This is a genomic window from Polynucleobacter sp. HIN7, assembly GCF_030297595.1.
Classification (GTDB): Bacteria; Pseudomonadota; Gammaproteobacteria; order Burkholderiales; family Burkholderiaceae; genus Polynucleobacter.
In genome coordinates, this window is record NZ_AP028138.1 from 1488173 (window position 1) to 1504602 (window position 16430).

10 protein-coding genes are annotated in these 16430 nt (G+C 48.1%); 4 read left to right on the top strand and 6 right to left on the bottom strand.

The features are described 5' to 3' along the window. Nucleotides 1-6 precede the first annotated feature (6 nt). Nucleotides 7-822 (top strand): 3-methyl-2-oxobutanoate hydroxymethyltransferase, encoded by an 816-nt coding sequence (gene panB / locus QUE64_RS07485; protein ID WP_286223442.1) that lies wholly within the window; start codon nt 7-9, stop codon nt 820-822. Here panB and dnaJ read toward each other — a convergent pair. The 5 genes from dnaJ to hrcA all read right to left on the bottom strand — a co-directional run bounded on the left by dnaJ (nt 819) and on the right by hrcA (nt 6771). Next, nucleotides 819-1937, bottom strand: a complete 1119-nt coding sequence (gene dnaJ, locus QUE64_RS07490; protein WP_286225169.1) for a molecular chaperone DnaJ — start codon at nt 1935-1937, stop codon at nt 819-821. The two genes, panB and dnaJ, sit on opposite strands and share 4 nt — an antisense overlap. An 80-nt stretch (nt 1938-2017) precedes the next feature. Continuing rightward, nucleotides 2018-3946: a molecular chaperone DnaK gene (gene dnaK / locus QUE64_RS07495; protein WP_286225170.1), complete on the bottom strand. Its 1929-nt coding sequence runs from the start codon at nt 3944-3946 to the stop codon at nt 2018-2020. A 103-nt stretch (nt 3947-4049) separates the two neighbouring features. After that, entirely contained in the window at nt 4050-4577 is a 528-nt protein-coding gene (gene grpE / locus QUE64_RS07500) for a nucleotide exchange factor GrpE (RefSeq protein ID WP_286223445.1), read from the bottom strand. Nucleotides 4578-4642: 65 nt separating this feature from the next. Then, entirely contained in the window at nt 4643-5740 is a 1098-nt protein-coding gene (gene hemH, locus QUE64_RS07505; RefSeq protein WP_286225171.1) for a ferrochelatase, read from the bottom strand. Nucleotides 5741-5754: 14 nt separating this feature from the next. After that, entirely contained in the window at nt 5755-6771 is a 1017-nt protein-coding gene (gene hrcA / locus QUE64_RS07510) for a heat-inducible transcriptional repressor HrcA (protein ID WP_286226201.1), read from the bottom strand. Nucleotides 6772-6805: 34 nt separating this feature from the next. Here hrcA and QUE64_RS07515 point away from each other — a divergent pair, with 34 nt between their 5' ends. Continuing rightward, entirely contained in the window at nt 6806-7711 is a 906-nt protein-coding gene (locus QUE64_RS07515; RefSeq protein WP_286224761.1) for an NAD kinase, read from the top strand. Nucleotides 7712-7726: 15 nt separating this feature from the next. Beyond that, entirely contained in the window at nt 7727-9391 is a 1665-nt protein-coding gene (gene recN, locus QUE64_RS07520; protein WP_286225172.1) for a DNA repair protein RecN, read from the top strand. Between the two features lie 6 nt (nt 9392-9397). On the opposite strand, the gene glnE is transcribed toward recN, so the two are convergent. Then, on the bottom strand, nt 9398-12211 hold the full coding sequence (gene glnE / locus QUE64_RS07525; protein WP_286225173.1) for a bifunctional [glutamate--ammonia ligase]-adenylyl-L-tyrosine phosphorylase/[glutamate--ammonia-ligase] adenylyltransferase: 2814 nt from the start codon (nt 12209-12211) through the stop codon (nt 9398-9400). A gap of 57 nt (nt 12212-12268) precedes the next feature. On the opposite strand from glnE, the gene QUE64_RS07530 reads away from it, so the two are divergent. After that, complete coding sequence (locus QUE64_RS07530; protein WP_286225174.1) at nt 12269-16423, top strand: YhdP family protein; 4155 nt, start codon at nt 12269-12271, stop codon at nt 16421-16423. The last annotated feature ends 7 nt before the right edge of the window (nt 16424-16430 follow it).

The window sequence follows — 16430 nt, forward strand, 5'->3', positions numbered from 1 at the left end:
CGGCTTATGAGTTATTTACAAGGCGATAAGCCAATCACGATCACGAAGTTATTGGCCATGCATGCCGATGGCGAGAAAATTGCGGTTCTAACCGCATACGATTCCACCATGAGCGCCCTTCTCAATCGCTGTGGAATTGAAGTGATTTTGATTGGAGACTCGCTTGGTAATGTAATCCAAGGTCATAGCAGCACTACCCCGGTTACCGTTGAGGAAATGGCCTATCACACGCAATGCGTTGCCCGGGCTAATCACCATGCATTCTTAATTGCCGATCTACCATTTGCGAGTTATGGAGACCCAGTGCAAGCACTGGAATCAGCCGCCGAGCTGATGCGCGCAGGGGCAGACATGGTCAAGCTTGAAGGTGGAAGTTGGCAGGTCGATATCATTCAATTTTTAGTCGAGCGCAGTGTTCCGGTTTGTGCTCACTTGGGGCTTTTGCCTCAGTCTGTCCACTTGCTTGGTGGTTATAAAGTCCAAGGCAAGTCAAAAGATGCCAGCGCTCTGATGTTTGAACAAGCGCACGCCTGCCAAGCCGCAGGCGCTCAAATGCTTGTCTTAGAGGCGATCCCATCAGCGCTCGGAGAAAAAATTACTCAATCACTTCATATTCCGACGATTGGGATTGGAGCAGGGCCAAATTGCTCCGGACAAGTTTTAGTACTGCCAGATCTACTCGGAATTAGCCCTGGCAAAGCGCCGAAGTTTGTGAAAGACTTTATGGCTGGTAGCAGCTCGATTGAGGCAGCAATTAAAGCCTATGTTCGTGAAGTCAAGTCCGGAAAATTTCCTGGACCTGAGCACTGCTTTGCCTCTTAATTAAAAAAACTCTTCATGCGATCAAACCAACCCTCTTGTTGAGGACTGTGTTTTTTACCACCGCTTCGAAGTGACTCATCAAATTGAGAGAGCAATGCTTTTTGTTCCTCGGATAACTTCACCGGGGTCTCAAGCAGGACGTGCACATACAAATCGCCCAATAGGGAAGAACGCAGCTGCTTAATTCCTTTGCCGCGCAAACGGAAGGTTTTGCCGGTTTGAGTTCCCTCGGGAATCGTTAGCTCAACTCTGCCGCCAAGCGTAGGAACTTCAATATCACCACCCAAGGTGGCGGTCGCAAATGAAACAGGCATTTGAATATGCAAATCGCTGCCATCACGCTCAAATACGGGGTGCTCTTTGACATGCACTTCGACGTAGAGATCGCCCGAAGGTCCGCCGTTAATACCCGGCTCACCATTACCGACGGAGCGCACCCGCATACCATCATCAATGCCGGCTGGGATCTTAATTTCGAGAGTCTTTTGCTCTTTGATCTTGCCGCTGCCATGACAGGTCTTACAGGGCTTGGGTATGTATTGGCCCGTGCCACGACACTTAGGGCAGGTTTGTTGCATTGAGAAAAAGCCTTGAGCAATCCTGACTTGGCCGCGGCCATCACAGGTTGGGCATTCTTCAATCTTTGAGCCTGGCTCTGCGCCAGAACCATTACAGGTTTTGCAATTACTCCAGCTGGGCACTCGAATTTGCGTGGTGTAACCCTCAGCGGCTTGCTCGAGGGTAATCTCCATGTTGTAGCGCAGGTCAGCGCCCTTATAAACCTGAGGACCAGAACTTCTTCCTTGACCAAAGATATCACCAAAGATATCACCAAAGGCATCAGCAAAACCACCTGCAGCGCCCCCAAATCCACTCATGCTAGGGTCAACGCCAGCATGGCCGTACTGATCGTACGCATTGCGCTTTTGGGGGTCCGCCAGTGTCTCGTAGGCTTCCTTGGCCTCTTTGAACTTTGCCTCGGCGGATGGATTATCAGGGTTGCGATCAGGATGGTATTTCATGGCTAATTTGCGATAAGCCTTTTTAAGCTCCTCATCGCTGGCATTTTTACCAACCCCTAGCACTTCATAAAAATCACGTTTACCAGTTGCCACAACCCATTCCTTATTCTTGGCCAAAAAGGCGAAGTCGGCACAAGGCCGACTCACCAATTTGCATCATTCTTTTTTAAGAATTACTTCTTGTCATCCACTTCCTTAAAGTCAGCGTCGACTACTTCAGCATCATTATTGGCTTTCGCCTCACCTGCTGGATTAGCAGCGCCTGGGTTAGCCTTTGCTTGCTCGGCAGCATAGGCTTTCTCGCCAAGCTTCTGACTGGCCTTTGCCAATGCTTCCGTTTTAGACTCAATCGCTGCTTTATCACTTCCCTTGATGGCTTCTTCTAACTCTTTCAATGCCGCTTCAATCGCACTCTTTTCAGAGGCATCAAGACTTGCGCCATGCTCATCGAGCGCTTTCTTTGTCGAGTGCGCTAAGGCATCAGCCGTATTTCGGACGGTGACCAGCTCAAGCAATTTACGATCTTCCTCAGCATTGGCTTCGGCGTCTTTCACCATCCGCTGAATCTCATCCTCAGAAAGACCTGAATTTGCCTTGATGGTGATCTTATTCTCTTTGCCAGATGCTTTGTCTTTAGCAGTGACGTGCAAGATTCCGTTGGCATCGATATCAAAGGTCACTTCAATTTGTGGCAAGCCACGGGGTGATGGCGGAATACCTTCCAAATTAAACTCGCCAAGCAATTTATTCGCACTAGCCATCTCGCGCTCACCTTGGAAGCACTTGATGGTAACCGCTGGCTGATTGTCTTCAGCCGTTGAAAACACTTGAGCATGCTTGGTCGGAATCGTCGTATTTTTGGGGATCATCTTGGTCATCACGCCACCCAAGGTCTCAATACCTAAAGATAACGGTGTGACATCAAGCAACAAGACATCCTTACGATCACCAGCCAATACTGATCCTTGGATCGCAGCACCAACCGCGACCGCCTCATCGGGGTTCACGTCTTTACGCGGTTCCTTGCCAAAGATAGCTTTGACTTGCTCTTGCACCTTCGGCATCCGAGTTTGGCCGCCGACTAAGATGACATCATCAATGTCTGCTGCAGAAACCCCTGCGTCCTTCATTGCCACTTGGCATGGGCCCATGGTACGAGTAATTAACTCTTCAACCAGAGACTCCAATTTAGAGCGGGTCAACTTCAAGTTCAAATGCTTAGGACCACTTGCATCGGCCGTTACATAAGGCAGGTTGATTTCGGTTTGCTGAGAGGAAGACAACTCGATCTTCGCTTTCTCAGCAGCATCTTTTAAGCGCTGCAAAGCTAAGACATCTTTGCTCAAATCAACGCCCTGTTCTTTCTTGAACTCGGCAATGATCCAATCAATGATGCGTTGGTCAAAGTCTTCACCGCCTAAGAAAGTATCACCGTTGGTAGATAACACTTCAAACTGTTTTTCTCCATCCACATTCGCGATTTCAATAATGGAGACGTCGAAGGTGCCACCGCCCAGGTCATAAACAGCAATCTTGCGATCAGCCTTGTCTTGCTTGTCCAATCCAAATGCTAAAGCAGCAGCAGTAGGCTCATTAATGATGCGCTTAACTTCCAGACCGGCAATCCGACCAGCATCTTTCGTGGCTTGACGCTGACTATCATTAAAGTAAGCAGGTACCGTGATCACCGCCTCGGTGACCTCTTCGCCCAAATAATCTTCGGCAGTCTTTTTCATTTTGCGTAGAACTTCAGCCGATACTTGCTGAGGGGCAATTTTCTTATCGCGCACCGATACCCAGGCATCGCCATTGTCTGCGGCGATGATGCTGTAAGGCATTAAGCGAATATCTTTTTGCACTTCTGCATCGGTAAATTTGCGACCGATTAAACGCTTAACCGCGTAGATTGTATTTTTTGGATTGGTGACTGATTGCCGCTTAGCAGGCGCACCAACCAATACCTCTCCGTCTTCCATATACGCAATGATGGAAGGAGTGGTTCTAGCACCCTCAGCGTTTTCAATGACTTTCGGGGCGTTGTTCTCAATAACTGCGACGCAGGAGTTAGTAGTTCCTAGGTCAATTCCAATAATTTTTCCCATAATGGCTCCAAATGATGGTGAGGCGTTGTTTCGAATAATGACTAGATGGGGGCAACTTTACATATTTCAAGGGGTCTAAGTCCTTGAAATAATTGGCCCAAACTTATTTTGCTTGGCTAACAGTCACTAGAGCGGGTCTTAAAACCCGATCGGCGATCAAAAAGCCCCTTTGCAAGACTGAGACCACCGTGTTGGGCTCTTGATCCGATGGGACCATGGAGATTGCCTGATGCTGGTGGGGATCAAATTTAGCCCCAGGCTCAGGGTTAATCTCAACCAAACGGCCTTTTTCGAAGGCAGCAATGAGTTGCTTTAGGGTGATCTCGAGGCCTTCCTTAAACGCTTTTGCATCGCCAGCCTCAGTGGCTAAAGCGGCATATAGGCTATCGCTCACTGGAATCAAGTGCTCCGCAAAATTTTCAATAGCGAATTTGTGGGCCTTTGCAATATCTTCAGCAGCGCGACGACGAATATTTTCACCTTCAGCTTTGGCACGCAAGAAGTTATCTTGCATTTCAGCAAGCTTGGTCTTGAGCTCTGCTAGCTCCTCTTCGATACTCAGGGGAGGCTGTTCATTCACTTCGGATGTTGTGTTATCAGCTGCTTGTTGCTCAGATTTTTGATCACTCATAGTCGTTCCACCTTGTTTTCTACATTTTATATGGGGTCAGTGATCACCCATTTCAAGTGGACTGCTTATCCAGCAGTAATCGCGGTCTCTGCTATCTGGGCACGCTGATTGCGAAGCTCCAAAACTGCAGGGGACTCAAGCTCTGTTGACCAACCATGCATATGCTCTAAAGCAATTGCGTGCAAAGCTGAAATGAAATTAGTATCGTCATTCAAGCAGGGGATATAACGATACTCTTTGCCACCATGCTCATGAAAAATCTCCTGACCCTCCATAGCAATTTCTTCCAAGGTCTCTAGGCAGTCTGCCGGGAAACCAGGACAAACGATATCCATTTGCGGGCAGCCTGCCTTCCCAAGCTCCTCAATCGTCAAGGCAGTGTAAGGCTTTAACCATTCCGCACGACCAAAGCGAGACTGGAAGGTGACGTGATAATTGGCCGGCTCCAAACCCAGTGCCTCTCCTAACAAGCGGCCTGATTTCAAACATTCGCAATGATAGGGATCGCCTTGCATCAAATTTCGTTTGGGCAAGCCATGAAACGACATGATAAGTTTGGCGCCCATTGAAAAATCGGGTCGGCCATGTTGCGCCCAGTAGGCTTCAATCTGTTGACGGAGAGACTCAATGTAAGCGCCATGATCATGATAGTGCTTCACAATTCGAAGTTCGGGTTGATTGCGCCATGTTTTAAGGACCGAGAACACTTCATCAAAACTTGAGGCGCTCGTGGTCGCTGAATATTGAGGGTATAAAGGCAATACCAATAAACGCTCAACATTTGCTTCTTGAAAACGTTTGAGGACTTCGGAAATAGATGGTTTGCCGTACCGCATCGCCAGGTCCACGATCACATTGGAATCCTCGCCCGCAAAGCGATCCCGCAAACCTTGAGCCTGTGCTTGCGAATAGACTAGCAAAGGAGAGCCCTCTTTTAACCAGATCGAAGCATATTTCTTCGCTGAGGCGCCGCTGCGAATCGGCAAAATAATGCCATGCAAAATGAACCACCAGATGATGCGCGGAATTTCAACGACCCGAGGATCCGACAAAAATTGCCTTAAGTAGGTTTTCACCGCCGCGCGCGTGGGCGCCTCTGGGGTACCCAGATTAATCAATAAAATGCCGGTCCGCGAGGTTCTTAAATGAGGGTTTGTTTTCAACAGTGATCCAATCATCAAGGAGAGCTCAAGGCGCCGCTCAGTAGCTTCGAGGTGATATCCACAATCGGAATCACGCGATCATACGCCATTCGAGTAGGCCCGATCACGCCGAGTGTTCCCACCACTTGCCCATCCACGCTATAGGGAGCGCTGATCACCGCCAAATCCTCATAGGGCAACAGCTCGCTTTCTCCGCCAATAAAGATCTGGATACCATCGGCATGACTGGATACGTCCAACAATTGCATGAGCAAGGATTTTTGCTCCAGCATATCGAACATTTTGCGTAATTTACTCAGATTGGAGCTCAACTCACCTACATCGAGCAGGTGGCGCTCTCCCGAGATCACCACATCTGGGTGATTTAATCCCGTATCACTCACACCATTTTCGAGGGCGAGTGCCATTAATCCAGCAATGTCACTCCGCAAATGATCTAACTCTGCGCGCAAGCGACTGCGGACCTCTGAAAAACTCTTTCCTGAAAAATGAGCATTAATGAAATTACTTGCCTCTGTCAGCTGTGCTGGGCTGTAATCTTGGTTGGTTGGCAAGATGCGATTTTGAACATCCCCCTCGGGAGTCACCAGAATTAACAAAATCTTGCCTTCACCAAGGCGCAAAAACTCAATGTGTTTAAAGACTTGGGAGCGCTTCGGGGTCATGACCACGCCAGCAAAATGCGTCAGATTCGATAAGAGCTGAGCAGCAGAACTGATCACCTTTTGGGGAGCATCGGGATATAGTGATTGCTCAGCCTGTTTAGAAGCCACCTCCTCTAGGGGTCGAATGGTCAACATCGTGTCGACAAACAAACGGTAACCACGCGGGGTTGGAATGCGTCCTGCTGAAGTATGAGGACTGGTCACCAAACCAAGATCCTCAAGATCAGCCATTACATTCCGAATCGTCGCCGCAGAGAGATCTAATCCTGAAAAGCGTGACAGGGTCCGCGAGCCTACTGGCTGGCCTTCCTCGATATATCTCTCGATTAAGGTTTTGAGCAGAACTTTTGAACGATCATCCATGATTGGAGTAATTTTATGCCTATGGTTTAATCGTCATATGTTAAGCCCATCAAGCAAACCCCTGCAGAAGAAGTTTAGGCGCGTAACCCTTGTGGGTAAGCACCAAGCAGATGGTATTGGCCAGCATTTACTTGAATTAGCCCAAATCCTCAGAAATCATGGCTGTGAGCTCAGCATTGAGGCATCCACGGCGACCCATTTGCCTGAGGCTAATTTGCAGGTTATTCAACTCCAGGATTTCCAGAAATCCACTGATTTGGCGGTTATTTTGGGGGGTGATGGCACCATGCTCGGCATTGGTCGCCAGATCGCTGGGACGGGGGTACCGCTTTTGGGAATCAATATGGGGCGTTTGGGTTATATGACCGACATCCCTTTTGAAGACGCCAAAACGGTTCTACCGCCCATGATTGATGGTCATTATGAAATCGATGAACGATCCCTTCTAGAGGCTAGTGTGTGGCGCAACAATCAAGAGATTCATCGTGGCTTAGCCTTAAACGATGTGGTCGTAAATCGCTCAGGACTGTCAGGGATGGTGGAACTCAAGGTGCATGTCAACGGCTCTTTTATGTACAACCAGCGCTCCGATGGCCTGATTGTGTCTACTCCAACTGGCTCAACCGCATACGCGCTCTCAGCAGGCGGTCCAATTTTGCATCCCCGCGTGCCAGGGATTGTGCTAGTACCAATCGCCCCCCATGCCCTCTCCAATCGACCTATCGTATTGGCCCAAGAATCGCAAATTACGATCGAAGTTGCCGGTGGACGAGAAGTGATTGTGAACTTTGATATGCAATCATTAACCAAATTACAAATCGGTGATCGGGTTGAGGTAAAGCGCTCGAACAAATCCATCTCCCTCTTACACCCACTGGGGCACAGTGACTACCAGACCCTAAGAGAAAAATTGCACTGGAACGAGTATCCTTCCACGTTTTAATCTGGGCAAATCAACATGCTTCAATCATTGGCATTGCGTGATTTTGTGATTGTGGATCACCTCGAACTTGATTTTGGCTCAGGTTTTAGTGTTTTAACTGGTGAGACTGGTGCAGGTAAATCGATTTTGCTCGATGCTCTCGCCCTCGCCCTGGGCGAGCGTGCCGATACCAGTCAAATCCGCGAGGGCTGCCAACGCGCCGAGATCGCTGCTATTTTTCAGGTCGAAGAGAGCCTAAAGGAGGAAATTGCCGCATGGCTGCGTGAGGCGGACTTCCCGCTTGAAGACGACTATCGGATTGTGATTAAACGCAGCATGGATCATTCGGGTCGTAGCAAAGCCTACATCAATGGTGGCGCGGCCTCATTAAATCAATTACGCGAACTGGGTGATCGTCTGGTGGATATTCATGGACAACACGCCCACCAACTCCTTCTCAAGACCGGTGCACAACGCGAGCTGCTCGATCGACACGCCAATCTTCAAGACCAAGCAGCAATTGTGGCGCAAGCATATCAATCCATGAATGCCACTGCCAAGCAATTACAGCAAGCCGAAGCAGCTGGCGCTGATTTGCAGCGTGAGCAAGAACGTCTCCAGTGGCAACTCGATGAACTCAATGAAATTGCACCACAAGCACATGAGTGGGGAGAAATCCAAACTTCGCATGCTCGACTGGCCAATGCCGCCAAGATTATTCAAGGGATTGAGCTTGCGATTGATAGTCTGAGTGATTCTGAGCATTCGATTGAATCACAACTGCATCGAGTACAGCATGCGATCGATGATTTAGTGAAGCATGATCCTAATTTGAACGAGATCAACGAAAGTCTTCGTAATGCTCAAATTCAGATTGACGAGGCGATTCATGGATTAAATCGATACCGACAAAAAATGGATTTGGATCCAGATCGCCTCGCAGAGCTCGAAGCCCGGATGCAGGTTCTCCATACTGCGGCCCGCAAATACAAAGTCAATCCCGAGCAATTGCCAGAACTCTGGATTAGCTCTCAGGAAAAATTCGCAGCGTTCACGGCAGCACAAGATATCGAGGCTTTGCGTCAACAATTTAAGGCTCAAGAGTCTGAATTTCTAAAACGTGCTCAAGAATTATCAAAGCGTCGTCATCAGGCAGCCGCTGAACTCAGCCAAGCCGTCAGCGATGCGATGCAGCGCCTCGCAATGGCAGGCGGTCAGCTGCAAGTCCTCGTTAGAACAAGCGAAGCCAGTCGTCATGGAATCGATCAAATTGAATTTCTGATCGCCGCGCACAGCGGCAGCACACCAAAGCCTTTGGCCAAGGTTGCTTCGGGGGGAGAGTTGGCGCGCATTAGCTTAGCCATTAGCGTCATTACCAGCAAGGCGAGCTTTACCCCAACCCTCATCTTTGATGAGGTGGATTCTGGCATTGGTGGAGCAGTGGCTCAAACGGTTGGCGAACTTTTGAAGCAACTGGGTCGGTCCCATCAAATCCTTTGTGTCACTCATCTAGCCCAAGTGGCCGGCCAAGGCGATCATCATTTCAAAGTTAGTAAACAAGAATTGGATGGCAAAACCCATTCCGATGTAAAGAGTTTAGGCCGACAAGAACGCATTGAAGAAATTGCTCGGATGCTAGGTGGCACAACCATTACTGACACCACGCGGCGACACGCGAGAGAACTGCTAAACCAGACCTAGAGTCAACTAAACAGGTTGTGAGGGAGCACCAAAGACTGCGTCCCATAGTTTTGTCACGCATGCTTTTGCTTTCGCAAAATCAGGTTGCTCATGGATAGATACCCGAATTTTTTCTGCTCCGTCCAGACGTAATCGATGCTGTTGGGCCCGAAACATGCGATAGGCATTCCCAATTTCAAGCGCATCCATCTCAGAGATCAACTGGTGCTTTGCGGCAATTCCTAAAAGTGCAATATTGCCTAAGTTACCCAATAAATCAGGGTATTGGCGAGCGAAGCCTAAAACCAAATATTGGACAATGAATTCAATATCGACCATGCCACCGGGATCATGCTTTAAATCAAAATCATTCGAGGGATTGGGATGGCCAGCATGGACCTTATGACGCATCTCAATAATTTCATGTTTGAGATCGGAGTGATTTCGTTCGTGGGCGAGAACTTCTTTGCGTATCTCTTCAAATTGAGCTCCTACCTTTGGATCGCCCGCGGCAAACCGCGCCCGAGAAATGGCTTGATGCTCCCAAACCCAGGCGGCATTATCCCCCTCGCGCAATTGATAGCGTCGAAAGGAATCAAGATTAGTTACCAAAAATCCTGCGGCTCCATTGGGGCGTAGGCGAGTATCGATTTCAAATAGAGTGCCGGCAGCAGTTAAAGTCGTCAACCAATTAATCATGCGCTTACCCAGCACCGAGTAAATCTCCTGAGCCGCATAGTCGGTTGGTGATGCGTCATATAAAAACACGAGATCGAGATCTGAGGCATAGCCCAACTCTTTACCACCCAATTTGCCATAGGCAATCACTGCAAATGGTGGCTGATGTTGCGGATTGAGACCAAACTTCTCTGCAACCGATGGCCAAACGCGCTCATAGGTTGCCTGTAATATCAAATCAGCCAGCGCAGATAAGCGATCACTCACCCGCTCAGTGCTTAAACCCTCTGGAGCACCTATTCCTAGATCAGCTAGGAGAATCAAAAAAGTTTCAGTGTGATGCGTTACCCGCAGGATATCCATGGCATGATCTGGGCTCGCCCCATCCGCAAGGGCGTCATCCAAACGCAGATCAAGATTTGCCTTTACTTTGCACCAATAGCTCTCAGGATCATGAATCAACTCAGATTGCGCATTGGCCGATAACAGATCGTCCAATAAATGAGGATGCCTTGCTAAATATTGAGCAGCCCATTGCGAGGCATTGAGGAGCATCAATACTTTTTGCAAGGCATTAGAGTTCTCAGCCAGAATGGATAGATAAGCGCTACGACGACAAATGGCCTCTAAGAGATCAAAAAAACGCAAGAGGGTTTGATCTGCATCGTCTGGATGGTCGGCCTCGATATCGTTCGCAGCCTTTTTTAATAAACTTCGTATCGTGAGTCGACTTTTCTCGGGCAGTGATTTGGCACGGGAGCCCTCCTGCCAGGCGCTCCACCGCTCATTGGCCTTGGGGAATAAATCAGCATTAGGTTGCCAGCTTGCGTCGTTTGCATCAATTTGCAAACGATTACTTTCGTCTAAGGCAAAGGCCTTTTCAAAATAACGTGCTACCTGATTTTGATGCTCGGTGAGTGTTTGCATAAACTCCTCGAGACGCCCTTCTTGATTCGGTCCAGCCATGGCTTGTGCCAACTGCGCTCTCGCATCATCCTGCTCAGGCAAATAATGTGTCTGCTGGTCTTCCCAAATTTGGATGCGATGCTCTAAACGTCTCAGAAATACATAAGCAGATTTGAGCGCTTCAATTTCTACTGCTCTCATCAGTCCACCCTCTTGCAGTCGATCTAAGACCTCAAGCGTTGGACGAATTCGCAAGCGCGGATCGGTGCCACCCCGCATTAACTGAAACATCTGGGCTAGAAACTCAATTTCACGGATTCCACCGCGGCCTAACTTAATGTCACGCGATCGCCCGCTGCGTTGATTACTCCGCTTATCTGCCTCTCGCTGAATTTGTGCATGCAACTCCCGAATCGCTGCAATCACACCGTAATCCAAATGGCGACGATAAACAAATGGCCGAATAATCTGCTCAAGCCCCTTTTCACATCGAACATAATCGGGATGCGATATGGGCGGATAAATCATGCGGCCCTTAATCCAAGCGTAACGCTCCCATTCACGCCCTTGTACAAACAAATACTCCTCGAGCATTTCTAGACTACAAACTAAGGGCCCAGAATCCCCATTAGGTCGCAAGCGCATATCCACCCGGAATACAAATCCATGGGCATCATGCTCAGAAATCATTTTGATAAGACGCCGGCCCAGCTTCGTAAACCATTCGTGGTTTGAAATCGAACTTGCCCCGTGTTGGGTCTCGCCTTCTTCCTCGTATAAGAAGATCAGATCAATATCCGAGGAAAGATTGAGTTCGCGACCACCCAATTTACCCATCCCCACAATTATGAGTGGCAGTTCGTAGTCTTCAGTCCGAGCCCAAGGTAGACCAAAGCGCTCTTGGAGATCCGTACGAAGATAACGCACGACTAGCCCAAGTACTTGCTCCGCAAAATAGCTGAGCGCCTGGGTCACCTCTAATAAAGGGGCCAGGCCATTAAGGTCTCGGCAACCAATCCAAAGCATCAACTGTTGACGAACCAGCCGCAGCTCACTCATAAGTGCTGTCTCATCCAACTCCTGACGATCGAGAGCCTGGCTGATTAGTAGGAGCAGCTGATCGATTTGGATGGCATCGACCGGCGTATGTATGCGCTCCTCTAGCCAAGCGCGCCAATCCGCGTGGGCACTTAGCCAACGATTTGCATAGACGGAGTTTTTTTCCAGAAAAGAAAGGGCGTCTTGATTGGAAACCATACCTTATCTTAATCGCTACTAGCCCAATCAATGGAGGGTGTCGGATAATGGCTAACAATGACCGAAAAAAAGTATCCGTTACGCCTCAAAGACCTCCTCAGGATGCGGCCTGACGCCACCTCATGGTCACGTTGGTCGCGCCGTCTGGCAATTTTGGCTCTCATTACAGTCGGACTCATGATTCTTGGGCATCTGGTGATCCGATTCATCATTTGGCCCCAACTCGAAACCTCAAAACCGGCTGTAGAAAAGTTACTATCACAGCGCATTGGCGTTGAGGTCAAAATCAATGAACTCAATGTCTACTGGCAAGGGATTCGTCCAGTCTTTGATATTCGCGACCTAGAATTTGTGGTGGACTCCAAACGCAATCCGTCTACCATTCCAGATACACCCTATTTAAAGATCGCTGAGATCCGAGGGGAACTCAGTTGGTCATCGTTTTATCACCTCAAACCCTATTTCACAAAATTACATGCCAGCAATGCAGTGATTCAAGTCACACGTGACTCACAAAAACGTTTGTATGTGGCTGGCATTCTTGCGGGTGACGGCGGCGATGATTTCCATCTCGAAAATTGGTTGTTTAAACAGGGTGATTTAAAGATTTCTGATATCAATATTCTTTGGAAGGATTTCTCAAAGTCCAAAGCAGATGCCGCAGATCTACGCATCGAGTCCATGCAACTACGAAATGGAATTCGGCAGCATGAACTTGATGCCGCTATTTATAGCCCATGGCATCAAGGCACCCTAACTCTCTTCGGAAAATTTTCTCACCGTCTTGGTGGGCAAGCGGGTCATTGGCGTGATTGGATTGGCGACTTTCAGTGGAAGGTCGCGCAACTCAATCTCGGCCAATTTAGTCGTGATTTTGAAATCCCTTTTAAACAACTCAGTGGGGTGCTGGACTCATCAGGGTCGATTGCCTTAAATAAAGGCATCCCCGATGGTGGACAGCTCAAACTAGCAATCGAGCAACCCGTCTTTCAACAATTAAAGAGCAATCAGGCGCTTGAGTTTGGACGTCTGGAAATGGAAGCGAAGCAATTCACCTCTGGAAAGTTCATTTCGCTTGGGGTGCAGCAATTTGCCTGGTTAAACAAGAATCAAAAACCAGGAACCCCCATGGAATCTCTGGCACCCATGACTTTTGGCTGGCAGGCGCCCAAAGGCGATGGCGAGCTTGAAAGGTTTGCATTCTCTTCGGCAAAAATTAGTCTTGAGAACCTCAGTCTGTTTGCATTGAACCTGCCCATTCCCAATCGAATCCGCCAGGTTTTAGAACAAACCGAACCACGTGGTGAGCTGATCGATGTTGATATCACATGGGCCGAACCAAAATCCAATATTCCCCTGATCGGTGGCCTCTTAAGTGGCCAAGGACCTAAATTTAATATTACCGGCACCCTCAATCAGGTGGGCATCAAGGCTTACCGGGACACTATCCCAAGCATTTCTAATTTAAGCGGCACGATTACCACCAATCAAAACCAAGGCAGCATCAAACTCAACTCACAAAATTTGCGATTAGTAATTGCCGACTTTTTATCAGAGCCACGCCTGCAGTTCGATAGTGCAAGTGGAGCGCTTAGTTGGTCATTAAAAAATAAACAATGGCAAATCGGCTTTAACCAGCTCTCCGTTAACAATCCGGATATCGCATTAATTGCTGATGGTAATTACCTAATTGGTAAAGAAAAGGCACCGGATACTTTAGATCTAACCATTCAGTTTCCTAGAGCAAAGGCACAAACAATCTACCGCTACCTCCCTGCAGAAATGTCAAAGGACGCGCGTGCCTATATTGAAAAGGCGTTCATTGGGGGCGAGATCAATAATGGGCGCCTCAGAATGAAGGGGGATCCTAATTTGGCCCCTTATGATGCTCCAGGAAGCGGCGAATTTGCATTAAATCTACCGATTTCTCAAACGGTTTTTCGACCAGCCCCCTTGTTTCCATCCACAAAAGGCAGCTGGCCTGAATTCACGGAAGTAAATGGTGTCGTTTCTATGCAGCAAGCCAAGCTGATGGTGGCTATCAAAGATGCTCGCTACCAAGGTCTTCAAATTCAAAATGTCAATGCAGAAATTCCAAATGTTTCTAGCGCAAAGCCTGTCCTCAATCTCAAAGGAAACATCACCGGCCCGATGAATGACATGATGGACTATCTCAGGACAACACCAATTCTTCTCACGCGTCCAGAATTAGCAAAGAATCTGAAGTTATCAGGCCCAGCAAAACTTGATCTAGATCTCCTTTTGCCCCTACAAAATACAGATGACGTTAAATTAAATGCTTTGCTGAACTTAGATAACAATGTCGTCGTTTGGTCTGATCTTGCTCCTTTTAATCAAGTACGAGGCAGCATTCGCATTACCGAAGATCTACCTCGCTTTGAACAGGTAAGCGCTGAATTCTTTAGTGGCACGATCAATATTCGACAAAACACGGCGCAATCGCAAACCAAACAAGATCTTTATGATCTCAATGGAACAATTGATCTTGAACGCCTTGAACGTCACTATGCCAATCAAGTAGGTCGCCAATCTCTGCAACTCTTGAAAGCATTGGATGGTAAGGCTGCATTTAAAGGCAAACTAGGTATTACTAGTAACACCACAGATCTCAATCTCGACTTAGATTTCAATGCTCTAAGCACCGCCCTTCCTGAACCCCTCAGTATCAAGAAGGGCAACAAACTAAACGGGATTTTTCGTTATCAGTCCAACGCCAGCGAGGGAGCACCCAAGCGAATTGCACAATGGTCCGCACAAATTGGGAAAACAATCACCCTACAAGGAAAGCAAGGTCCAGATGGGATTGTGGCGCAAGGAATTGGAATTGGTGCCCCAGCCATCATCCCTGAGCGTGGCTTAGGTCTCAATCTGCAAGCAAGCGATCTCAATATTGATGCCTGGCACCGCCTTTTATTTTCGAACGATGGAGTAAATAACAAACCCGAGGCTGCCAATATGGCTAGCCCTACAGATGGTGTCAATGGCCTTCAAGTATTTACAGCACGCGTCAATCAAGCGATTGCCATGAATCGCTCCTGGCCCAATCTTGCCGTAAGCGCCAAATTAGGGGGCAATACTTGGCAGCTGAATTTGAAATCTCCCAATCTTGAGGGTGACATTCAGTATCAGGAAAGAAAAAATGCTGATCTTCTCAAAGGCAAATTGCTTCGTTTGCATATTCCTCCAAGAATACAAAATCTGACAAATTCAAGCGCATCCGCTGACAAAGAGGTATCACTTAATGCGATTCCTGAACTGGATCTAAGTATTGATGACTTTAATTTCAATCAATACAAACCAGGCGCGATCGCAATCAAGACACGTAATAGTACAAATCGCATCACGATTGAAAGTCTCAAAATTAACAATCCAAGTTCGTCATCAACGGTCACTGGCGAATGGACAAGCGATGCCCAAGGCAATAATGAGCGCGTCATCATCGATACGACATCACAGGTTAAGGATCTGGGAACCGTGGTTGCCTATTGGGGCAATCCCAAAGCAGTTGAAGGCGGGAAGGGAACAATCAACGCCAAATTGGATTGGAGCGGTCCTCCCTACAATCCCTCCTTTGATACCCTGGCTGGCAATGTCAAGATCAATCTAGAAAATGGTCGCTTACTTCAAGTGGACTCCGGTTTTGCCAAAATTATTGGGGTGTTCAGTTTGCAAAGCTTATTAAAGTTTGCAACCTTTGATATTCAAGGTAGCCTTGGTAGTGTAGTTACCTCGGGAACCGCTTTCAACACTCTTTCTGGTGATTTTGTTTTGCGCAACGGTGTCGCCCGAACACAAAATTTCACGATGCAACTCAATCAAGCTCGCGTTGCCACTAGCGGTCTCGTGAATATTCCCAAGCAAACCCAAGACTTACGAATCACCATCTTCCCAACGATTGATGCAACAGCAGGCGCTCTTGCGCTCTTCGCAGTCAATCCGATTGTTGGCGCTAGCGCTCTGATTGGGCAATATTTAATCAGCAATCAACTAAACCGCACACTTCAGACCGATTACCTAGTTCAGGGAAGCTGGGATAAACCTGATGTAATCCCGCTGGACCAAAATGGCCAGCCTTTAGATCCAAAAGTGCTTGAGACCATCCGCTCTCGAAATTTATTGCGTGAGCAAAAGATGCCGCCAGCACCAAGCCCATCAAAGCCAGTCCCTACCACCCCAGCGCCTGCCAATTAACGACTAA

Excerpts from the sequence above, each read along its gene's own strand:
- recN (WP_286225172.1), top strand. The coding sequence starts at position 7,727 with ATGCTTCAATCATTGGCATTGCGTGATTTTGTGATTGTGGATCACCTC.
- QUE64_RS07530 (WP_286225174.1), top strand. The coding sequence starts at position 12,269 with ATGACCGAAAAAAAGTATCCGTTACGCCTCAAAGACCTCCTCAGGATG.
- panB (WP_286223442.1), top strand. The coding sequence starts at position 7 with ATGAGTTATTTACAAGGCGATAAGCCAATCACGATCACGAAGTTATTG.
- dnaK (WP_286225170.1), bottom strand. The coding sequence starts at position 3,946 with ATGGGAAAAATTATTGGAATTGACCTAGGAACTACTAACTCCTGCGTC.
- glnE (WP_286225173.1), bottom strand. The coding sequence starts at position 12,211 with ATGGTTTCCAATCAAGACGCCCTTTCTTTTCTGGAAAAAAACTCCGTC.
- grpE (WP_286223445.1), bottom strand. The coding sequence starts at position 4,577 with ATGAGTGATCAAAAATCTGAGCAACAAGCAGCTGATAACACAACATCC.
- QUE64_RS07515 (WP_286224761.1), top strand. The coding sequence starts at position 6,806 with ATGTTAAGCCCATCAAGCAAACCCCTGCAGAAGAAGTTTAGGCGCGTA.